Raw genomic sequence first — 18,525 nt, 5'->3', positions numbered from 1 at the left:
TTCTTCTGTACGGAAGAGGCTACAGGGATCAGTTAGGCTCGTACGGCCACAGATTCAGGGGATAGATTTCCCTTCTTGGTTCGGGGTGAGGCGGGCAGGCGCATCCGGTTCTGCGATGCGCCGCCCCAACAACCACTCACTAAACACCCGCACCTCCACCTGCCGCTCCCGCCCCGGCACGCACACCACCGTATACCGCGCACCCGCCAAGCGGACCTCAGGGCGATAATCAACCAACTGCCCATTCGCAACAGCCTCAGCAACCAGCACATTGCTGGCGAGCACCAGCCCGTGCCCGGCGATTGCCGCCTGCAGGGCATGCTGCTCTTCGTCATAACGCCGGAAACGCGCGTTCTCCAGCCAGTCGAGGGTGTCGGCCTTGGCGCACCATGCCGGCCAGTCAACCGCTACGTTCGCGCTACTCAGCCACGGCACGTCGATCAGTTCGATAGGTGAGCTCGCTGTGGGCGGTTGCCACCCGGGGCGGCAGTAAACGCCGAAGTGCTCATCCAGCAAAGGCTGTTCGAACAGCTGTGGGTCCGGCCTGAACAGGGCGCGGATTGCCAAGTCGATGCTGGCGTCTCGTCGCAGGTCGACCACGTCGTTGCTGCTGTGCAGGCTGACGTCGATCTCCGGGTGCAACCGATGAAAGTCCCCGAGTCGGGGTATCAGCCACAGGCTGGCGAACGCTGGCGTTGTGCTCACCACCAGGGACTGCGCGGTACACGATGGCGACAGTATTTGCAGACCCTGCTGGATATCGAGCAGAGCGCGGTGCATGTAAGGGTGAAGGCGCTCGCCGTCGGCGCTCAGGCGCACGTTTTGGCTGGAGCGCTCGAACAGACGCACGCCAAGGAAGGCTTCAAGGCTTTTGACCTGATGGGAGATCGCCGCCGGGCTGATGTTCAGTTCCTGGGCCGCCGCCTTGAAGCTGCCCAGCCGTGCGGCGGACTCGAAGCCGCGCAAGGCGGTGAGGGGCAGTTTGGCGAACATGGCGGGTAGGTTACTCAGGTTGAGCGTGGCTCAATTTAGCTCAATTGTGCGCAGGGGCTCAACTTGCCAGGCTGTGGTCTCCCAACCCCCTCTTAAGGAACCTGCCGATGCAAGGCACGCCCCGTAAAATCCTCCAGGCCATCCTCTACGAAGCCGGCGGTGTGCTGTTCGTGGCACCGGCGCTGGCACTGACCTACGAACAAGGGATGGGCTATTCAACCCTGCTGTCGCTGGTGATTTCTGCCGTCGCGCTGGCCTGGAATATGCTTTTCAACGGTCTGTTCGAGTGGTGGGAGCGCCGCCAACCCAGCCGTCAGCGCAACTGGCAGCGACGGTTGCTTCACTCCCTGGGATTTGAAGGCGGCTTGACGTTGATTCTTACCCCGGTGATTGGGGCCTGGTTGGGCATCAGCTTGTGGCTGGCGCTGGTGACTAATCTGGGGCTGTTCGTATTTTTCTTTTTTTACGCGCTGGTTTTTCAATGGGTGTTCGATCGAGTGTTTGATGTTCCGCTTTCGGCGCAGGCTGATCAGGGTTCTGTCTCTAGCGCCCGCTGAGGCAGGCGCATGATTTGCCCAGGCGAAACGTTATCGGGGATCCAGGCAGGCACCTGCCTGGCTCTCTCTTATGGTTTTTCGAGTCGCTAATAGCACCAGCCATAAAAAAGAGGACAGCCATACGTAGAATCCGTAGCTGTAGCCCGTGACGGTCACTCGTCCGTCTCCATCATTCCACATGCTCGTGTACAGATACGACGATAGACCGAGGAGGGTGGCGCACAAGGCGCTGATCAGGCGTCGTCTCGCACTCTTGTGTGAGAAAAATGCCACGATGAAGAAGGGATTGGCCAACCAAGCAGCACTATCACCCAGTAGTGCTAGAAACCCGAAGCAAAGAGCTTCGTAGCCGTAGGTGACGCTCTCAAATTCCCATACTTCGTTTCGCGTGTTGATGGCTGGCAGCATGAGGCTGACGGCAAAAAGGGCCAAGCTCAAGTCTCGAGCTTCTAATCGAAGTGGGTGGAATTTCATCAGCTCTCCCTGCTGTATAAAAGTCATCGTCTGGCAAAGGCTACTCCAAGGACGCCCTTGCTTACATCAGAGCCAGGGACCGTTCACCAGGCGAGCCATTCCTGGCCGAAAGTCGTTACAATTTGGCTCGACGCGGGGTATTCGCAACGCGCTGCATTTCATTTGAATAAGGAAGTATTACGTGAAACGGAGTTTCTCCCTGGCTCTTGTCATCCTGGCTGCCACTCTCGGTGGCTGCGCCGCCAACAAGCCGGCCAATGATCCATCCTTGATTGGTTCATGGAAAGGCCTGCGGACAGAAAACGGCAAATGCCAGTTCCTCTCCTGGAAAAATGACTTCAAGCCCGACGGTCGTTTCACCATCACCTTTTTCCGGGATGCCCAGCAGACTCAGCCGATTCAAGCCGAACATGGCACCTGGTCAGCTGCCAATGGCAAGAACGAATTGAGAACCGATGGCGTGCGTATGCCAGATGTCTATACGTACAAGTTGATCGATGCCGACACGGTGCATTACGTCAGTGTGGCGTCAGACCCTTCCGGCGATTGCCAGGAAGATTATGACTTCACAGAGCGCCGCATTCGCGGTTGAACCCATTTTTGGGCACCTCGTTTAAATCAGCATTCTAGAGGGATCTCTTATGCACTCATTTTTCGCCAAGACTTTTGGCGGTCTTACGACCAGCTACTACATCCGCCAGTTTCTTTTTGGGCTGGTGTTCACCGTGATGATCATCTCTCTGGCGGCCAACGGCCCTGGTGGAATCGACGCGAAGCCTGGGCTGATCGTATTGGCGATCATCAACACATTACTATATCCGTATTCTCGATTCGTCTACGAAAGCGTTGTCGGCTACATCATGGGCAACAATGTTTTTTTCGTGAACGCACTGTTCATGCTGATCGTGAAGGTTTTCACCATGGCCATGTGCTGGTCGTTCGCGATTTTCGTAGCACCGGTTGGGTTGGCGTACCTGTTCTGGCGCAACAGCCGTTCGGCCGTTGAATAGGTCAATAGCTCAACGCGTTTGCAATTGAAAATTGGCGTGAACAGGGCAAACCTGAACAGACCACGATTATAGGTAAACTTTAATCGTGGTTTTTGCGCATTTCCCTCTTGATGGTCTGTTCGAGTGGTAGGAGCGCAAACAGCTCGGGCGAAGGCCGCAGTTCTCCCAGATAGTGGCGATTAAGTGGCATGATTAGCGCTCACCTAAGGAGAGGCGCATGCAATTTTTACAAAAGGAAAAACGCCATTACTTGACTGACGAGTTCATCGGCACGGACCAGGGGTGTGGCATATTCATACCAGCCAACAAAGCGCTCTACAGCTTCGTGCGAGAAAATCCCAGCCATACCGATCATGCGCAGGTGGCTTCAAAGGCGCTGATCATCGGTCGCAGTCTGGCGGCATCGGTCGAGCGCCGCACCAAGGATGAGGAGGATGGCTATGAGGGCTCCACAGGAGGCTTCTATTCGCGGTTGGCTAAATCTATTTGCAGCTCAGACGTAGGGTTGGAAGCGTCCCTTCTTCCAGTCGGGGAAAGGCTGGCCGGATCTGTCTGTACCGCCGTGGATAAGGTGCATTCCCGGCTCTGCGAGGCCATCAGTGCCGTCACGAACAAGGACGCGAGCAGCTTCGCTTCGAAGTATTTGCATTTCCATTATCCGACGTTGTTTCCAATGGTTGATTCGCGAGCCAGGGAAGCGCTGAAGTGGATCGTGGATGAGGAGGGGCTGGTTTTCGCTCCGACCACGGCGGGCATGTCAAAAAACTACGCGACCTACGTAGGCTTCTACATACGCGTTCGTAGCCTGTTTGAAGAGGAACTTGGCCGGGAAATCAGCCTCAGGCAGATGGATAATATTCTGCTTAATCGCTACGACAATTGGGTTTAGGAGACAGCATGATACGGACTGTGGTCGTTGCGTTCGCAATCGCGATTCTGAGCGGGTGCACGACGGGGCCCGCCTGGAAGATATCCAGTGAGAGTGAAGTATTCCCCAAAAGAACCAGTTTGATCGTCACAACTGGAAATTACACAGCGGGTAACTCGTTTCTTAATACTTCGAACATATTTCCAGTTGTACGTAAAGAGGGCGAAGAGATCTACGTCGGACTGATGTCCAATGGAGATGTTCGGATTCCGATCGTAACGGCTCAAATATGGATTGATCAGAACGAGGTATGGACAATCTCGTCTCAGGAGACCCCTATGATCTTGGGGAAGCCATCTCTGGAATATGTGTTGAGGCCACGTTCGGAGCTCACAAGGCAAGCCCAGGCGCAGGGTTTGAATATTCACAAAATATTGGGTGGTTGCGCAGTGACTGGAGGGGACAGAGCCAAGGCAATTCTTAAACAGATGCTCCAGGGCAGCGTTTTAAGATTCAGGACGATTGGTATCGATAAAAACGTATCTCCGACCCAGGAGGTAGTCTTGGACGAGTCGTTTTCTCAATCGCTCGGATGGGCTGGGATTGATCAGAAGAGTTTATAAACCTCTGCATTGCGTCTGGCGTGGGCTGTATCTAGCGTCAGCACTAGCGGTCCCGATGGTCATTAGCCGATTCCAATCGAATGCGTAGACCGGAAATAAAAGGGGATGGATTCTAGTGCTGTGTTGACGCGTTTCTTGAAGGGAGAGCGGTTTTGCTTGGATCAGTTGAGACTGCCTGGGAAATAAATCCGCCCCCCTTGTTACAGGTGCTAGAAGAACTCATCCAGAAGCCGATAAAAATAAATTCGGTCCTGATCGACTTCCAGCACTGCGTATCGCCGCAGAAATGGCGCTACCCATTGTTCTCCCAGTTCCTCGGCAATGTCCCGAGTTGTCAACGCCAGGTCCTGATATCGATCCGCAACGCCCAGCCGACCGCAATCAATGAAACCCGTAAAACGACCGTTGTCGACAATGATATTGGGCAGGCAAGCGTCGCCGTGGGTCACGACGAGGTTTTGTTCGGCTGGTTGGCGGTTTAGCAATTTTTCAAAGAGTAAGTCGGGGGCGAGTCCCTGGTGCTCTTCGTCCAATTCCTCCTGATCGACAAGCCCGGCTTCCATTCGGGCTCGGGCCTTGGCAATGCGATGGCTGGGGCTATGGTCGAAGGGGCAATCGACCGGGTCGAGTTGATGGAGTTGGCGCAGGGCGTCGGCCATGATGTTGACCTTGACCACCGCGTCGATGGGGGCCGACAGCAGGTCAACCCCCGGCACCGCGCTTAACAACAGCCAGCCCCTGTCCGTGTCGTGGGCTTCATCGAGGACATGGGCGCAAGGGGTGCCGGTAGAGGCCAGCCAACGCAGCCTAGCCGCTTCGTCGCGTAGCTCGCTTAACGGTCCGGCGGGTTCTGTCTTGATGAACAGGGCGGGTGCGCCGAAAGCATTCAGGCGAAAGACTGCGGCATCCGAACAGCCGACGGTCATTTGCTGCCAGCTGTGATGCTTGAAGCGCTGCCGCCAGCTGCTCGGGAGTTTCGCGATCATTTCTTCGTGTAGCGGGGTGGTGGTTGATTCGTCCTTGGTGTTCACCACAGCTCCTTGGAGGGTCTGGACCGACCGTTATGAAACCACACATTGGCCCGCCGGGGCAGGGTGTCATTGGTCGGCGACTGGTCTAGACCGGGGGTTGTACGGGGATAAAGGGTTGTCACGCAGGTTGATGACGACTACCCTGAAAATGTTCGGATTGTTACGAGAGATTTCGAGCGTGGCGATTTTCGGTCCACCCACTTAAGGACGAGGTGAGCACAATGTTTTCTCATGAAGGTACTGCAATAGAAGTGTTGCTCTTCATTTTTGGCTTTGCCGGGTTTGCCCTGGCTTTGTGGTTTGTTCATGCCTATTTCGAGCGAAAGGCTAGGGATGGTGTAAAAAAACAACATTTAGGTCATCGGGATAGTTGAGCATCGGCTGATTCTGCTCCGCAAAAATTCCACCTTCAGAAACAACAAGCCCGCACACTCATGACGAGGCGCGGGCTGTTGATGACCCAAGCCTGCAATCAGAGACGCATGCCTTTGAACGGGTTCCAGCCTTGCTCGCCTTTCACTTCCTTGAGGTAGTACGCGTAGTTGGCCATGAGTGCGTACATCATCGACATGGCGATGCTCAGGCCAGTGCTCAATGGCCGAGGAAACTCCATGCCAATGATGGCGAAAATCACGCTCAATGCGATGTGGATCGCCAGAAAAATACCAAACAGGGCCAGGTTTTTCTTCCACAGACCCAGGACGAACAGGTAGATAGGGCCGAAGAAAAACGCAATCACGTTGGCGTTGATGAGGATCTTCTTCTTGACGCCAGGCAACGTCTTGACGGCTTCCTTGTAGCGCGGGTCGTTTGGCGCACCGTAGGTGTCAAAGAAGTCGAAGCGCTCCTGCCATTTGGCGCTGTATTTACCGGTGCTTTGTACTTGTTCAGTCGTGCTCATTTTGCAAGGCTCCTGCTTTCCATAAGTAACTTTTCTTTCTTCCAAGAAATCCTGTGCTCTGTTTCTAGCGCATTGATTGCTTTGATCTTTGACGAAGGGCTCGAATGAGTCCCTGAAGTGCTTATTTTGCCGTTTTATGGCCCTTGGTGTGGAACATTCCGCACTGGCCCGCTTGAGCGGTCGTCTGGTCTGTGACGTGCTTCACTCTATTTTTTCAATTGGGGGGCGTCGGCCGAGCTTCAGGAGCGACTGACGCTGTCACCGTAGACACGGATCATGTCCAGCAGGTTCTTGACCCGCAACGGCAGGTTGCCGGCTGGATAGACCGCATGCATGCGCGGGTCTTCACCCGTGCTGGAGGTCAGCTTGTACTCGGGGAACACCCGCGCCAGGCGTCCCGCCGCCACTTCCGGCTCCGCCAGCCAGTCGGCCAGACGGGCAATCCCGGCACCGGCCAGCGCAGCCTGGAACACCGCCGCGCCGGAACTGAAACGAAACTTGGGGTGCACGCGAAAACTGCCGGCCTGGCCCGGCCCACGAAAATTCCATTCCTTGAGAATCCGCGGCGCCGTGTGCAGGATCAATGCGTGCTGTTCCAGCGCCTCGATGGACGCTGGCAGCCCGCATCGCTCCAGATAGCCAGGGCTGGCGTAGAGGTAGCGCGAATAGCTCCACAGCGGGTAGCCGATCAGGTCGCTGGATTGTGGAAAGGCGCCGCGAATCGAAAAGTCCAGCTTGCCCTTGACCGGATCGACCGCTGCATCGGTGAAGATCACATCCACGCTGACATCGGGATAACGCTGGCTGTACTGGGCGATCAACCCGGGGACCACTGTGTGGGCCAAGGATTCCGGTGCGGAAAAGCGGATCCAGCCGGTGGCCAGGCCGTTGAGCCCGGCCAGGTCCTCGTCCGCCTCACGTTGCAGATCGAGCATTCTGTAGGAGTGGGGCAGTAGCCGCTCGCCGGCCTCGGTCAGCGTCACGGCATTGGCCGAGCGATTGAACAGCTTGACCCCGCTACGTTCTTCCAGCCCTTGAATGGCGCGGGTCAGCGAGCTAGGGGAGCGCCCCAGGCTCCGGGCTGCGACGACAAAGCTGCGCTTGCGGGCCACCGTCGCAAAGGCTTCAAGATCAGCCAACATATCCAGTGCCATCGGCCACCTCATTGCACTTTTCACAATATGACATTGCAACACAAAAAAGCCCCTTCCGTTAGCCTTCCCGCTCTCACCACAAGGACGTAGCTAAATAGGAGCGATGGATATGTCAACGCTGGATGAAACACTTAGAAAAGCAACCGCCCTTGCGGGCGAAGCGACCCACGAATGGCTGGTGCCAAAAGCCCCCCTCTCGACAGAACTGCCTTTGGTCGAATTACAGATTTCCTACGAAGAAAAAAGAAAACTCCACGCCGAACTCAAGCATTTCGCAATCGGCGACAGCGCCTGCGGCCTGCGGCAGATGCCGGCCCTCGGACGCTGCCTGGAACAACTGCTGGCTCCGGAAAAATCCCGCTTGCTGCGTGACTTCCAGCACTGCGACGAGGTGGCGCTGGTGATCCGTGGCCTGCCGGTCGATGCGCAGTTGCCGGCGACGCCCTACGGCGGCGACCCGGATATTGCCGAACTGCCGGTGGTCGCAGGGGCGATCCTCGCGGTACTCGCCGTGCTCGGCACCTGCCCGGTGGGTTACCAGGGAGAGAGCGAGGACAGCGTATTTCGCCATGTCTCGCCCAGGCAGCAGCGGGAAACCGAGAAGAGTTCTTACGGCTCGCTCCTGGACCTGGGCATGCATGTCGACAACCCACACCTGCCGCTCAGCTGCGAGGCCGTGCAGCAGTTGTCCGCCTGTCCCGAGTACCTGAGCCTGACCGGCTTGCGCTGCGAACTGACGGTGCCGACACGGATCGTCGCGATTGCCGACGTGCTCAACATGCTGCCGGACTTCGTCGAGCAGGAGCTGCTGCGCCCGAGCTTTTCGGTACGCCGGCCGGACTCGTTCGACCACCAGGGCAAGGTCCTGGAACATGTCCCGCTGCTCTACCGGCCCAGCAGCGGCGGCCTGCACTGTCGCTACAACATGGCCAGCGTCAGCGCTCACTGCGAGCACTCGCGACTGGCCCTGCAACTGTTCGCCGCCGCCGCCAGTCACCCTGACGTGGTCCGCTCGGTACTGCTGCAGCCCGGCGACATGCTGATCTTCAAGAACCAGCAGACCTTGCACGCGCGCGATGGCTTCGCGCCGCGCTACGACGGTCTGGACCGCTGGATGCTGCGGGTCTTCGGCGTCAACGACCGCAAGCGTCTGCTCCCGATCTCAACCACCCACCCCTTTATCGCCAGAGCCTGATTCAATGTTCGATATCGTCCTGCTATGTGTCTTCGCCTTCGCCGCCGGTCTGATCGATGCGGCCGTCGGCGGCGGCGGCCTGATCCAGATCCCGGCACTGTTCAATGTGCTACCCAGCGCCCAGCCCGCCGCCCTGCTCGGAACCAACAAGGTCGCGGCGGCCTGCGGCACGGCCTTTGCCGCACGCTCGTTCGTGCGCAAGGTGGTGATCGACTGGAGCCTGGTAGTTTTCCTGCCGCCGGCGCGGCTTTTGTCATGGCCTTCGCTGGCGCGGCGACGGTATCGATCGTGCCGCAGGCACTGATGCGCCCGGCGGTATTGGTGCTAATCATGCTGATGGCGATCTATACCTTCTGGAAAAAGGACTTCGGCAGCCTGCACAAGCCCATGCACATCGGCACCAAGGAGAAGCTGCTGGCGGTACTGGTCGGTGGCGCCATCGGCTTCTACGACGGTTTGTTCGGACCGGGCACCGGCAGCTTCCTGATCTTCCTGTTCATTCGCTGCTTCGCCTTCGACTTCCTGCACGCCTCGGCGTCGGCCAAGCTGGTGAATATCGCCACCAATGTCGCAGCGCTGCTGTTCTTTATACCGAGCGGCAACGTTCTCTACTTGGTAGCGCTGCCGATGGCGCTGTTCAATATCCTCGGCGCGCTGACTGGCACCTGGCTGGCGGTGCGCAAGGGAGTGCCCTTTGTCCGCGCGCTGTTCCTGGTGCTGCTGGTGATCCTGATCAGCAAGCTGTCCTATGACCTGATCCTCCAAGGCTGATCTGGAAGGACTATGCAAGGATTTGACGTTTACCCACTTTGGCGGTTTGTCACGCGCAATCTCTAAGGCTCGGCGGGTTGAGTTGCCCATTGACCCGCCAAAAAGTGTTCGACAAGCAGATTCAGCCCCATACTCTCGGTTTTTGCACCGCAGATATTCAGAAGAGGCCCTGTTTTGTCGAATGTTGAACCCCACCTGCACGCGCTGACGTTGAATCACATCTACGACGGTTTCAAGCAACTGATCCCCATCTCTCTTTTCGTCGTCGTGTTCGGCGTTGCTTTCGGCCTGGCGGCTGCGCAAACGGGCTTGAGTGATACGTCAGCCGTGCTCATGAGCACCCTGGTTTTTGCCGGCGCTTCTCAATTTGCCGCGCTGGATCTGTGGGGACAGCAAGTTCCGGTCGTTCCCCTGATGATCACGGTCTTCGCCATCAACGCCCGGCACTTGTTGATGGGCGCGACGCTTTACCCCTGGCTGCGGGAGTTGCCCGTTGCCAAACGCTACGGTGTGATGCTGGTTGTGTCGGACGCCAACTGGGCAATGGCGATGCAGGCGTTCAGTCGGGGCAAGCCGGGGCTCGGGCTTTTATCCGGCGGCGGCATTGCACTCTGGGTCGCTTGGATCCTGGGCAGTTGGCTGGGGCTTCATTTTGGCAGCGCCATCGAGAACCCGGTCAGTTTCGGGCTCGATATGGTGATGGGCTGTTTCTTGTTGGCGATGGTTGTCGGCGGGAAAAAGAACCTGCGCATGTTCATCATCTGGACCGTGGCGGCCTGCTCATCGCTGTTGGCCTACTGGTATTTGCCGGCGAACAGTCATGTCGTGGTGGGGGCTTTGGCGGGAGGCGTTCTGGGTGCACTGTGGATGGAGAAACAACAATGAACATCGAAACGGCGGGTTATGGCACCTTGCTGATCATCTTGATAATGGCCGCGGTGACATTGGCGACTCGGTGGGGCGGTGTTTTCGTGATGTCGTTCGTGCCGATCAACTATCGGGTGCAGCAGTTCATCACGGCCATGTCCGGTTCGGTGCTGGTGGCGGTGCTGGCTCCGCTGGCGGTTAAAGGTGACAACGGCGCACGCCTGGCTTTGCTGACCACGGCAATCGTCATGTTGACATTGAAAAAACCGCTGCCAGCCATTGCGGCCGGCATACTTGCAGCAGCTTTAGCCAGACAGTTCTGAACGGCCAAGTCGCCCGCTTACAACCGGGCGACGGGGCCTCCTCAACACCCAGGTCAAAAACTCAGCGCAGATGCGTCCCCAAACGAGTGATCCTGTACACCCGTCATGAAGTGCAGCGACATTTCCTGTGGCGCCTCGATGGGTGGAATTTCAAAACTCCCCACCACCTGGCCCTGAAGCGCGCTCAGCCGCATCGACTCTTCTTCCTTTAACTTTGCCATTCTCGCGTGGTTCGCTGCGATTTCGTTGAGAGTTGACACGGTACATCTCCGTTTGCTGACCAAGCATTGATTAATTTGCCGCCGCGTCAGAATTACGTCGTTCTTGGCTGCTGAGACAGACCAGTGCAAGCCCTGAGCCAGACAGGGCCGCTGGGTGGTCACGACATTTGACAGCTGACGAATGGCGAGGCAGACGTACCTCGACGCTGGCAACGTTTCAACCATGCCTCAACAATAAGTCACTGATAATACAAACCGACCCTCGGACTGGGTCAGTCGGTTTCGGTGTTGTAGACGCTGGATGCATGTATTGAATGCCTGTTCAGCACGCCCACTGCGATTCCGATCAGGCTGGTGGCAACCGCCAGCAGCAGAATCACTTTTTGCGTCCCAACAGGCGCGGCCAGCGCCGCGACGAGCAGGCCAGCGAGCGGTTGCGACAGGTTATTAAGCAGCGTGATGACGCCGACGGTCTTGCCGAAGTCCTGGGGTGGAATGACTTGTTGGCGCAGGGTGCGGAAGTAGACGTTGAACATTTTGTCGAAACCGACGATCAGCAAGAAACCGACGACGTAGCCCCCTGTGTTCGGGCTGAGGGCGGTGATGAAGGCGCCGACGGCGATCAGCGTGTAGGAGAGGGCCCCCAGCAGCTTCAACGGCAAGGTCACCCGGGCCAGGATAAACAGGATGACGATGGTGGTCACCGCACCGGCCGCCTGCAACCCGGCGTAATCATCCTTTCCAGCGCCGTAGTGGCCGATGACCATGGCCGCCGACGTGGCGAGGGTGACACCGATGATCAGGTTGACGCCCACCGCCAGGCTGATGATTTTTTTCAGTTCCGCCAGGTTGCGAATGTGACCGAAGGCAACGCGCAGCGGGTTCAGCCAGAGGTCGTGATGTTGCTCGAAGGCTTCCAGGGTGACCGAGCTGGTGCGTTGCCAGTACCCCATGGCCAGGTCCGCCAGCAGGAACAGCCCGGCAATCGCCAGCACCACCCAATGCCACGCCCACACTTCAAGCAGCAGCGCAGCGATCAGCGGGCCCAGCACCAAGCCGGTCTGGTCGGCGATTTGCGAGTAGGACAGGGTCTTGGTGTAGGTGTAGTGCTTGAAGATGTACGGCATCACCACTTCGCGGGCCATGATGCCTTGCGTGGTCAATACGCCGCACAGGGCCGAGAGCGCCACTATCCAATAGATGCCGCCGAAGACGCCATACAGCACGACCGCCACGCCGCAGGCCGCGGCGCGATAGACCTGGCTGATGTGCAGGATGCGAATCGGAGGGAACTTGTCGCACAGTGCGCCGCAGATCGGGAACGCCAAATAGCGTGGCAAGGATTCGACGAAAAAGGCCAGGCCTGCCCAGGCGACGCTGTTAGTGGTTTGGAAAACAATCAGCGGGACGATGAACAGCAAGATCTGGTCGGCCAACCGGGAGAGGAACATCGAGGCGAAAAAAGCCAGGTAATCCTTGCGCATGGCGCTCCTTGATTGTTGTGTTCTGGTGTCATCCGGTTCAGGCACGCGGCGCGCAGTGTGATATGGAACTAATATCACGGTGAGTCTCTATATCTTTACAGGGGACATCCCTTTTTTGAGAGAACTGCCATGTTCAAATCGCGCTCGTTGATTGCTGCAGTGACCTGTTTCGCCCTGGTGGCGGGCCCTGGCATTGTTGTCGCAGACCCGGGCAACGGCAAGGGAAACGCTCAATTCGATCAAGGCCCCGGTCATGGACAGGGAGGTAAAGGCGGGCAGGGCAACAAGGGCGGTCAAGGAAACCCCGGTAACAAGGGCAATCAGGGCGGCAAGGGAAACCAAGGCGGTGGCGGCGATTGGCATAACGGTCCGAGCATCGACCGTGGCGGTATTTTGGGTGTGATTGGTGGCTATCGCGATTATTGGAGCCCCGGTCCGGCATTGCCGCCGGGCATCCAGAAAAACCTCGCCCGCGGCAAACCGTTGCCACCTGGCATCGCCAAGAAGCTCGACGGCCGGTTGCTGGGGCGGTTGCCGCACTATGACGGTTATGAATGGCAGCAGGTTGGCACGGACCTGATCCTGGTGGCGATCGCCACTGGCATCATCTATGAAGTGCTCAATGGCGCGTTCGACTGACCTGGTGCTTCAATAAAAGGTAAAGGGTGGCCTCTTCGGAGTGGTGCCCGTCAGTGAAACGAACCTCCTGTGGGAGCGAGCCTGCTCCCACGGGTCTTGTATCAGCTTTCGAGTTGTCGCAGGCGCTTGTACAAGGTGTTGCGGCTGACCCCCAGTCGGCGCGCCAGGTGGGAAATATTGCCGCCCACTGCCTGCAATTGACGGTTCAGGTCTTCGGCATCGTTGAGGTCCACGGTCAGCGGCTCCGGTGTTTCCACCGGTTCCATTTCCAGGTCGACAAAAAAATCATCGGGCAGGTGCTCCGGGCGGATCGGCTGTTCCTCGGCCATCGCCAAGGCCACTTGCAGCACGCTGCTGACCTGTCGCAGGTTGCCCGGCCACGGATGGCGTTCGAACAGGTCCAGCACCTCACGGCTCAGGCCGGCCCATTGGGTCGGTTCGCGGTGGTGTTCCCACAGGCGTTTGAACAGCGCCTGCTTGTCGCTGCGTTCGCGCAGGGGCGGCAGCTCCAGGGTCAGGCCGCCGATGCGGTAGTACAGATCTTCGCGAAACCGCCCCAACTGCACCTGTTCACGCAGCGAGCGGTTGGTGGCGGAGATGATGCGGATGTCCACCGGGAACAGCTCGGCGCTGCCCACCGGTTGCACGCAACGCTCCTGCAGGACCCGCAGCAGTCGGGCCTGGGTCGGCAGGGGCATGTCGCCGATTTCGTCGAGGAACAGCGTACCGCGGTCGGCCTTGCGGATCAGGCCTATGCTGCCTTTCTGGTTGGCGCCGGTGAACGCGCCTTTTTCATAACCGAACAGTTCCGATTCCACCAACTCGGCGGGGATCGCCGCGCAGTTGACGGCAATGAACGGCTGTTTGCAGCGCGAACTGGCCTGGTGCAGGGCTTTGACGAACACTTCCTTGCCGACGCCGGTCTCGCCATGGATCAGCAGCGGAATGTCCTTCTCCAGCAAACGCTCGGCCTGGCGCACGGCTTTCTCCACACGGCTGTCACCGAAGTGCAGGGTGTTGAGGCTGATGGCATTGCTGGCGGGCGCCGGCGCAGGCGTCGCCTCGGTGAAGACGCGGGCCCTGATCGACACCTGGCTCGGGCGCCTGAGCAAGCACTGGAATCGATTGCTGCCGGACGCTTGCAGGGCGAACGGCAGGCCGTCGGGTTGGTTCAGCAGTTCCAGCAGCGAGACCTTGAACAGGCTTTCGATACTGACCCGTGACAGGCTCAGGCCCAGCAGGTTGTCGGCCCGGCGGTTGGCGGACAGGACCTGGCCGCTCTCGTCGAAGATCAGCAGCCCGGCCCACTGGCTGTCGAGGTTGTTCAAGCCGGTATTGAACGTCAACTGGAAGTGTTCACCGCGAAACAGGTTGAGGATCAGCCGGTTTTCCACGGTCTGGCTCATCATTTTGACCATGCCCAGGGTGTGGGACGGCGGCAGGTAGCTGTCGCTGGAGACGTCCAGCACGGCGATGACCTTGCGCTCGGCATCGAAGATCGGCGCGGCGGAGCCGGTCATGAAGCGGTTGGCCTTGAGGAAGTGTTCATCGTGTTCGATGTGCACCGCCTGTTCGCAGGCCAGCGCGGTGCCGATGGCGTTGGTGCCGGTACAGCGCTCCATCCAGCTCGCCCCGGCGCTGAAGCCATGGGCCAGTTTCGGCTCGATGAAGCGCTGGGTGCCCCAGGAGGTCAGCACCTGGCCCTGGTTGTCGGCCAGCATGATCAAGCAGTTGGAGTTGCTCAGGATGTTCTCGTAATACGGCAAGACCTCCTGATGAGTGGTCTGCACCAGCGAATGCTGGCTCTCCAGCAATTGGGCGATGCCTTGGGCGGGCACCTGATCGAAGGCCGGCACGCTCTGGTGATTCAGGCCAAAGGCGCGGCAACGGGACCAGGAGGCCTGGATGATGGCCTCGTGGGACAAGGCAGGAGCTGGTGCGGCCATGGGGCACTCTCGCAGGAGCTGTTTTTATTGTTGTGGCAAGTCTCGCACAGACTCCTTGTGCTGGGGCAGATCCAGGCACTACTTAATATGCACCGACCCTGTGGGAGCGAGCTTGCTCGCGATAGCGGTGGATCAGTCACATTGATTCAACTGACCCACCGCTATCGCGAGCAAGCTCGCTCCCACAGGTCCTATTCAGTGTTGTTCAAAATTGTTCATTGTCAACCCGCGAATTGTTCAGTTGTTCAGTCATGGTTGTTCACTTGTGTTCATCAACGAACGTATTTTTCTGAAGGATTTTATAAAAAACCAATAAGATCAAAGGCTTTTGATTTATGGCACGGCTTTCGCTTTTAGATTCGGGTCGCTTGACTCCAAATAATAAAAAGGCCGAGCCATGTCATTAAAGCTTGAGCACATCTGTCGCACCGTCGAAGGCCAGACCTGGATCGACGATGCCAATCTGAGTTTCGAACCCGGATCCTTCAACGTCCTGTTGGGCCGCACGCTGTCCGGCAAGACCAGCCTCATGCGCCTGATGGCCGGTCTGGACAAGCCCGACAGCGGCCGCATCCTGATGAACGGCGTCGATGTCACCAACCGCCCGGTGCGGTTGCGCAACGTGTCGATGGTTTACCAGCAGTTCATCAACTACCCGACCATGACCGTTTTCGAAAACATCGCCTCGCCGTTGCGCCAGGGCGGGGTGTCCGAAGAGGTCATCCAGAGCAAGGTCCTGGAAACCGCAAAAATGTTGCGGATCGAGAAATTCCTCAAGCGTCATCCACTGGAATTGTCCGGCGGCCAGCAGCAGCGCACGGCCATGGCCCGGGCGCTGGTCAAGGACGCCGAGCTGATTCTGTTCGACGAGCCACTGGTGAACCTGGACTACAAGCTGCGTGAAGAGCTGCGTCAGGAAATGCGCGAGCTGTTCCAGGCCCGCCACACCATCGCCGTCTACGCCACCACCGAGCCTAACGAAGCGCTGGCTTTGGGCGGCACCACGACGATCCTGCATGAGGGTCGGGTGATTCAGAGCGGCAAGTCGTCCTCGGTCTATCACCAGCCACAAACCGTGTTGGCCGCCGAGTTGTTTTCCGAACCACCGATCAACCTCATGCCAGGGCGTATCGCCGGCAATGAAGTCAGCTTCGCCAACTTTGTCCACTTTCCGTTGAACGTCGACCTGCGCCCGGTGGGCGAGGGTGAGTTCCGCTTCGGCGTGCGCCCCAGCCATATTTCCCTGGTGCCGAGCAACGATGACGACCTCGAACTGGCGGTGACCGTCGAGGTGGCCGAGATCAGCGGCTCGGAGACGTTCCTGCACGTGCGCAACGAGCATTTCCTGCTGGTGCTGCACTTGCCAGGGGTGCATGAGTACGACGTGGACACGCCGATTCGCATCTACATTCCGACCCATAAACTGTTTGTCTTCGACGCCCAGGGCAAGTTGGTCCAAGCCCCTGGCCAGCGTATCGCGAGGGTTGCCTGATGGCCGAAATTCGTTTGCAGAACCTCGCCCACAGCTACACCAGTACCCCGGCGGGCCCCGAGGACTACGCGATCCGCGAGATGAACCACATCTGGGAGCAGGGCGGCGCCTATGCGCTGCTCGGGCCTTCGGGCTGCGGTAAGTCCACCTTGCTCAACATCATTTCCGGCTTGCTCAGCCCCTCCGAAGGGCAGGTGATGTTCGACAGCAAAGTCGTCAACGACCTGACCCCGGAACACCGCAACATCGCCCAGGTGTTCCAGTTCCCGGTGGTGTACGACACCATGACGGTGTTCGACAACCTGGCGTTCCCGCTGCGCAACCAGGGCATGGCCGAAGCGCGGATCCACACCAAGGTGCAGGAAATCGCCGAGGTCCTGGACCTGCAGAACCTGCTGGACAAAAAAGCCCGCAACCTCACCGCCGATGAGAAGCAGAAAGTCTCCATGGGCCGCGGGCTGGTGCGCGACGATGTGTCGGCGATCCTGTTCGACGAACCGCTGACGGTGATCGACCCGCACCTGAAATGGAAACTGCGGCGCAAGCTCAAGCAGATCCATGAGCAGTTCAACATCACCATGGTCTACGTCACCCACGACCAGTTGGAAGCCTCGACGTTCGCCGACAAGATCGCGGTGATGTACGGCGGCCAGATCGTGCAGTTCGGCACGCCTCGGGATTTGTTCGAGCGCCCGAGCCACACCTTTGTCGGCTACTTCATCGGCAGCCCGGGGATGAACCTGATCGAGGTCACGGCGCAGCCCGGTGGCGTCGGTTTCGCCTCGACTCACTTGCCGCTGTCGGACGCCTTGCAACGGCGGGTCGCCGAAGCCGAAGGCAAAAGCCTGAAGGTCGGTATCCGCCCCGAGTTCGTGCATGTCTGGGATGGCCCTTACGACGACGCGATGCGGGCTGACGTGGTTCACGTCGAAGACCTGGGCACCTACAAGATCCTGACCCTCAACCTCGATGGCGCACCGCTGAAGGTCCGCCTGGCCGAAGACAAGCCGGTGCCCGAAGGCACGGCGTATATCAGTTTTCCGGCCCAATGGCTGATGGTCTATGCCGATGAGTATTTGCTGGAACCGTTGAGCGAGGTGCAGCCATGAACAAGGTGCAGAACAACAAGGCCTGGTGGCTGGTGTTGCCGGTGTTCCTGCTGGTGGCTTTCAGCGCCGTGATCCCGATGATGACCGTGGTCAACTATTCGGTGCAGGACATCTTCGACCAGTCCAGCCGCTACTTCGTCGGCGCCGACTGGTACAAGCAGGTGCTGCTCGATCCACGTTTGCACGACTCGTTGCTGCGCCAGTTCATCTACTCGGCGTGCGTGCTGCTGATTGAAATTCCCTTGGGCATCGCCATCGCCCTGACCATGCCGACCAAGGGCAAATGGTCGTCCCTGGTGCTGATCATCCTGGCCATTCCGCTGCTGATCCCGTGGAACGTGGTGGGCACCATCTGGCAGATCTTCGGCCGCGCCGACATCGGTTTGCTGGGCTCGACCCTCAACGGCCTGGGCATCAACTACAACTATGCGGCCAACACCATGGACGCCTGGGTCACCGTGCTGGTGATGGACGTCTGGCACTGGACGTCGTTGGTGGCGCTGCTGTGCTATTCGGGGCTGCGGGCAATTCCCGACGTGTACTACCAGGCCGCGCGGATCGACCGGGCATCGAACTGGGCAGTGTTCCGTCACATCCAGTTGCCGAAGATGAAGAGCGTGCTGCTGATCGCCGTGATGCTGCGCTTCATGGACAGCTTCATGATCTACACCGAGCCGTTCGTACTCACCGGCGGCGGCCCGGGCAACGCCACCACGTTCCTCAGCCAGACCCTGACGCAGATGGCAATCGGCCAATTCGACCTGGGCCCGGCGGCGGCGTTTTCCCTGGTGTATTTCCTGATCATTCTGTTGGTGTCCTGGCTGTTCTACACCGCCATGACGCACTCCGACGCCAACCGTTGAGGCC

General features: G+C 58.6%; 20 protein-coding genes and 1 pseudogene. 13 read left to right on the top strand and 8 right to left on the bottom strand.

The window, feature by feature from the left end; all coding sequences use genetic code 11:
• Positions 1-54: 54 nt before the first annotated feature.
• Positions 55-993 carry a LysR substrate-binding domain-containing protein gene (locus PSH84_RS23200; RefSeq protein WP_122568437.1) on the bottom strand — a complete coding sequence of 313 codons (939 nt, stop codon included), beginning with the start codon at positions 991-993 and terminating at the stop codon, positions 55-57.
• A gap of 107 nt (positions 994-1,100) precedes the next feature.
• Between PSH84_RS23200 and PSH84_RS23195 the strand changes: the two genes are divergently transcribed.
• On the top strand, positions 1,101-1,550 hold the full coding sequence (locus PSH84_RS23195; protein WP_122568438.1) for a PACE efflux transporter: 450 nt from the start codon (positions 1,101-1,103) through the stop codon (positions 1,548-1,550).
• 30 nt (positions 1,551-1,580) lie between these two features.
• Here the strand turns inward: PSH84_RS23195 and PSH84_RS23190 are convergent, their stop codons facing one another.
• Positions 1,581-2,024 carry a hypothetical protein gene (locus PSH84_RS23190; protein WP_305467687.1) on the bottom strand — a complete coding sequence of 148 codons (444 nt, stop codon included), beginning with the start codon at positions 2,022-2,024 and terminating at the stop codon, positions 1,581-1,583.
• A gap of 181 nt (positions 2,025-2,205) precedes the next feature.
• On the opposite strand from PSH84_RS23190, the gene PSH84_RS23185 reads away from it, so the two are divergent.
• The 3 genes from PSH84_RS23185 to PSH84_RS23175 all read left to right on the top strand — a co-directional run bounded on the left by PSH84_RS23185 (position 2,206) and on the right by PSH84_RS23175 (position 3,923).
• A complete protein-coding gene (locus tag PSH84_RS23185; RefSeq protein ID WP_122568440.1) occupies positions 2,206-2,616 on the top strand; it encodes a hypothetical protein in 411 nt (136 codons plus the stop codon).
• A gap of 49 nt (positions 2,617-2,665) precedes the next feature.
• Complete coding sequence (locus tag PSH84_RS23180) at positions 2,666-3,034, top strand: hypothetical protein (RefSeq protein WP_305467685.1); 369 nt, start codon at positions 2,666-2,668, stop codon at positions 3,032-3,034.
• 217 nt (positions 3,035-3,251) lie between these two features.
• Positions 3,252-3,923, top strand: a complete 672-nt coding sequence (locus tag PSH84_RS23175) for a hypothetical protein (protein WP_122568441.1) — start codon at positions 3,252-3,254, stop codon at positions 3,921-3,923.
• A gap of 811 nt (positions 3,924-4,734) precedes the next feature.
• On the opposite strand, the gene PSH84_RS23170 is transcribed toward PSH84_RS23175, so the two are convergent.
• Positions 4,735-5,511, bottom strand: coding sequence for an APH(3')-II family aminoglycoside O-phosphotransferase (locus PSH84_RS23170; RefSeq protein ID WP_305483194.1), 777 nt, complete (start codon positions 5,509-5,511; stop codon positions 4,735-4,737).
• Between the two features lie 266 nt (positions 5,512-5,777).
• Here PSH84_RS23170 and PSH84_RS23165 point away from each other — a divergent pair, with 266 nt between their 5' ends.
• Positions 5,778-5,930: a hypothetical protein gene (locus PSH84_RS23165; RefSeq protein WP_305467683.1), complete on the top strand. Its 153-nt coding sequence runs from the start codon at positions 5,778-5,780 to the stop codon at positions 5,928-5,930.
• 98 nt (positions 5,931-6,028) lie between these two features.
• Here the strand turns inward: PSH84_RS23165 and PSH84_RS23160 are convergent, their stop codons facing one another.
• Both PSH84_RS23160 and PSH84_RS23155 read right to left on the bottom strand, forming a co-directional pair.
• Positions 6,029-6,457 (bottom strand): DUF2628 domain-containing protein, encoded by a 429-nt coding sequence (locus PSH84_RS23160; protein ID WP_305481856.1) that lies wholly within the window; start codon positions 6,455-6,457, stop codon positions 6,029-6,031.
• 239 nt (positions 6,458-6,696) lie between these two features.
• Positions 6,697-7,611, bottom strand: a complete 915-nt coding sequence (locus PSH84_RS23155) for a LysR family transcriptional regulator (protein ID WP_122568444.1) — start codon at positions 7,609-7,611, stop codon at positions 6,697-6,699.
• A 109-nt stretch (positions 7,612-7,720) separates the two neighbouring features.
• Between PSH84_RS23155 and PSH84_RS23150 the strand changes: the two genes are divergently transcribed.
• From PSH84_RS23150 to PSH84_RS23135, 4 genes and pseudogenes are all read left to right on the top strand, one after another.
• On the top strand, positions 7,721-8,806 hold the full coding sequence (locus tag PSH84_RS23150) for a TauD/TfdA family dioxygenase (protein WP_305467678.1): 1,086 nt from the start codon (positions 7,721-7,723) through the stop codon (positions 8,804-8,806).
• Between the two features lie 4 nt (positions 8,807-8,810).
• Positions 8,811-9,577 (top strand): annotated as a pseudogene (locus PSH84_RS23145) (sulfite exporter TauE/SafE family protein).
• A gap of 174 nt (positions 9,578-9,751) precedes the next feature.
• Complete coding sequence (locus tag PSH84_RS23140) at positions 9,752-10,462, top strand: AzlC family ABC transporter permease (protein ID WP_305481855.1); 711 nt, start codon at positions 9,752-9,754, stop codon at positions 10,460-10,462.
• The gene (locus tag PSH84_RS23135) at positions 10,459-10,767 is read left to right on the top strand and encodes an AzlD family protein (RefSeq protein WP_122568448.1); all 309 of its coding nucleotides are present in this window, start codon (positions 10,459-10,461) and stop codon (positions 10,765-10,767) included. Before PSH84_RS23140 ends, PSH84_RS23135 begins: the two co-directional genes overlap by 4 nt.
• Positions 10,768-10,820: 53 nt before the next feature.
• On the opposite strand, the gene PSH84_RS23130 is transcribed toward PSH84_RS23135, so the two are convergent.
• A complete protein-coding gene (locus PSH84_RS23130) occupies positions 10,821-11,027 on the bottom strand; it encodes a hypothetical protein (RefSeq protein ID WP_122568449.1) in 207 nt (68 codons plus the stop codon).
• 233 nt (positions 11,028-11,260) lie between these two features.
• On the bottom strand, positions 11,261-12,472 hold the full coding sequence (locus PSH84_RS23125; RefSeq protein ID WP_305481854.1) for an MFS transporter: 1,212 nt from the start codon (positions 12,470-12,472) through the stop codon (positions 11,261-11,263).
• Positions 12,473-12,601: 129 nt separating this feature from the next.
• Between PSH84_RS23125 and PSH84_RS23120 the strand changes: the two genes are divergently transcribed.
• Complete coding sequence (locus PSH84_RS23120; protein WP_122568451.1) at positions 12,602-13,111, top strand: anti-virulence regulator CigR family protein; 510 nt, start codon at positions 12,602-12,604, stop codon at positions 13,109-13,111.
• A gap of 101 nt (positions 13,112-13,212) precedes the next feature.
• Here the strand turns inward: PSH84_RS23120 and PSH84_RS23115 are convergent, their stop codons facing one another.
• Positions 13,213-15,057: a sigma-54-dependent Fis family transcriptional regulator gene (locus tag PSH84_RS23115; protein ID WP_305481853.1), complete on the bottom strand. Its 1,845-nt coding sequence runs from the start codon at positions 15,055-15,057 to the stop codon at positions 13,213-13,215.
• A gap of 397 nt (positions 15,058-15,454) precedes the next feature.
• On the opposite strand from PSH84_RS23115, the gene PSH84_RS23110 reads away from it, so the two are divergent.
• From PSH84_RS23110 to PSH84_RS23100, 3 genes are read left to right on the top strand one after another with little or no spacing between them, the layout of a single operon-like run.
• Positions 15,455-16,549: an ABC transporter ATP-binding protein gene (locus tag PSH84_RS23110; protein ID WP_122568453.1), complete on the top strand. Its 1,095-nt coding sequence runs from the start codon at positions 15,455-15,457 to the stop codon at positions 16,547-16,549.
• Entirely contained in the window at positions 16,549-17,658 is a 1,110-nt protein-coding gene (locus PSH84_RS23105) for an ABC transporter ATP-binding protein (RefSeq protein WP_305467671.1), read from the top strand. Before PSH84_RS23110 ends, PSH84_RS23105 begins: the two co-directional genes overlap by 1 nt.
• The gene (locus tag PSH84_RS23100; RefSeq protein ID WP_030142069.1) at positions 17,655-18,521 is read left to right on the top strand and encodes a carbohydrate ABC transporter permease; all 867 of its coding nucleotides are present in this window, start codon (positions 17,655-17,657) and stop codon (positions 18,519-18,521) included. The genes PSH84_RS23105 and PSH84_RS23100 overlap by 4 nt, the downstream gene beginning before the upstream one ends.
• Positions 18,522-18,525: the final 4 nt, after the last annotated feature.

This window comes from Pseudomonas beijingensis, assembly GCF_030687295.1.
GTDB lineage: Bacteria > Pseudomonadota > Gammaproteobacteria > Pseudomonadales > Pseudomonadaceae > Aquipseudomonas > Aquipseudomonas beijingensis.
This window is presented reverse-complemented; position numbering and strand designations above follow the sequence as displayed.

Coding starts and splice junctions, on each gene's coding strand:
- PSH84_RS23165 (WP_305467683.1), top strand. CDS start 5,778: ATGTTTTCTCATGAAGGTACTGCAATAGAAGTGTTGCTCTTCATTTTT.
- PSH84_RS23155 (WP_122568444.1), bottom strand. CDS start 7,611: ATGGCACTGGATATGTTGGCTGATCTTGAAGCCTTTGCGACGGTGGCC.
- PSH84_RS23115 (WP_305481853.1), bottom strand. CDS start 15,057: ATGGCCGCACCAGCTCCTGCCTTGTCCCACGAGGCCATCATCCAGGCC.
- PSH84_RS23200 (WP_122568437.1), bottom strand. CDS start 993: ATGTTCGCCAAACTGCCCCTCACCGCCTTGCGCGGCTTCGAGTCCGCC.
- PSH84_RS23100 (WP_030142069.1), top strand. CDS start 17,655: ATGAACAAGGTGCAGAACAACAAGGCCTGGTGGCTGGTGTTGCCGGTG.
- PSH84_RS23110 (WP_122568453.1), top strand. CDS start 15,455: ATGTCATTAAAGCTTGAGCACATCTGTCGCACCGTCGAAGGCCAGACC.
- PSH84_RS23175 (WP_122568441.1), top strand. CDS start 3,252: ATGCAATTTTTACAAAAGGAAAAACGCCATTACTTGACTGACGAGTTC.
- PSH84_RS23120 (WP_122568451.1), top strand. CDS start 12,602: ATGTTCAAATCGCGCTCGTTGATTGCTGCAGTGACCTGTTTCGCCCTG.
- PSH84_RS23105 (WP_305467671.1), top strand. CDS start 16,549: ATGGCCGAAATTCGTTTGCAGAACCTCGCCCACAGCTACACCAGTACC.
- PSH84_RS23190 (WP_305467687.1), bottom strand. CDS start 2,024: ATGAAATTCCACCCACTTCGATTAGAAGCTCGAGACTTGAGCTTGGCC.
- PSH84_RS23170 (WP_305483194.1), bottom strand. CDS start 5,511: ATGATCGCGAAACTCCCGAGCAGCTGGCGGCAGCGCTTCAAGCATCAC.
- PSH84_RS23135 (WP_122568448.1), top strand. CDS start 10,459: ATGAACATCGAAACGGCGGGTTATGGCACCTTGCTGATCATCTTGATA.
- PSH84_RS23180 (WP_305467685.1), top strand. CDS start 2,666: ATGCACTCATTTTTCGCCAAGACTTTTGGCGGTCTTACGACCAGCTAC.
- PSH84_RS23150 (WP_305467678.1), top strand. CDS start 7,721: ATGTCAACGCTGGATGAAACACTTAGAAAAGCAACCGCCCTTGCGGGC.
- PSH84_RS23195 (WP_122568438.1), top strand. CDS start 1,101: ATGCAAGGCACGCCCCGTAAAATCCTCCAGGCCATCCTCTACGAAGCC.
- PSH84_RS23160 (WP_305481856.1), bottom strand. CDS start 6,457: ATGAGCACGACTGAACAAGTACAAAGCACCGGTAAATACAGCGCCAAA.
- PSH84_RS23125 (WP_305481854.1), bottom strand. CDS start 12,472: ATGCGCAAGGATTACCTGGCTTTTTTCGCCTCGATGTTCCTCTCCCGG.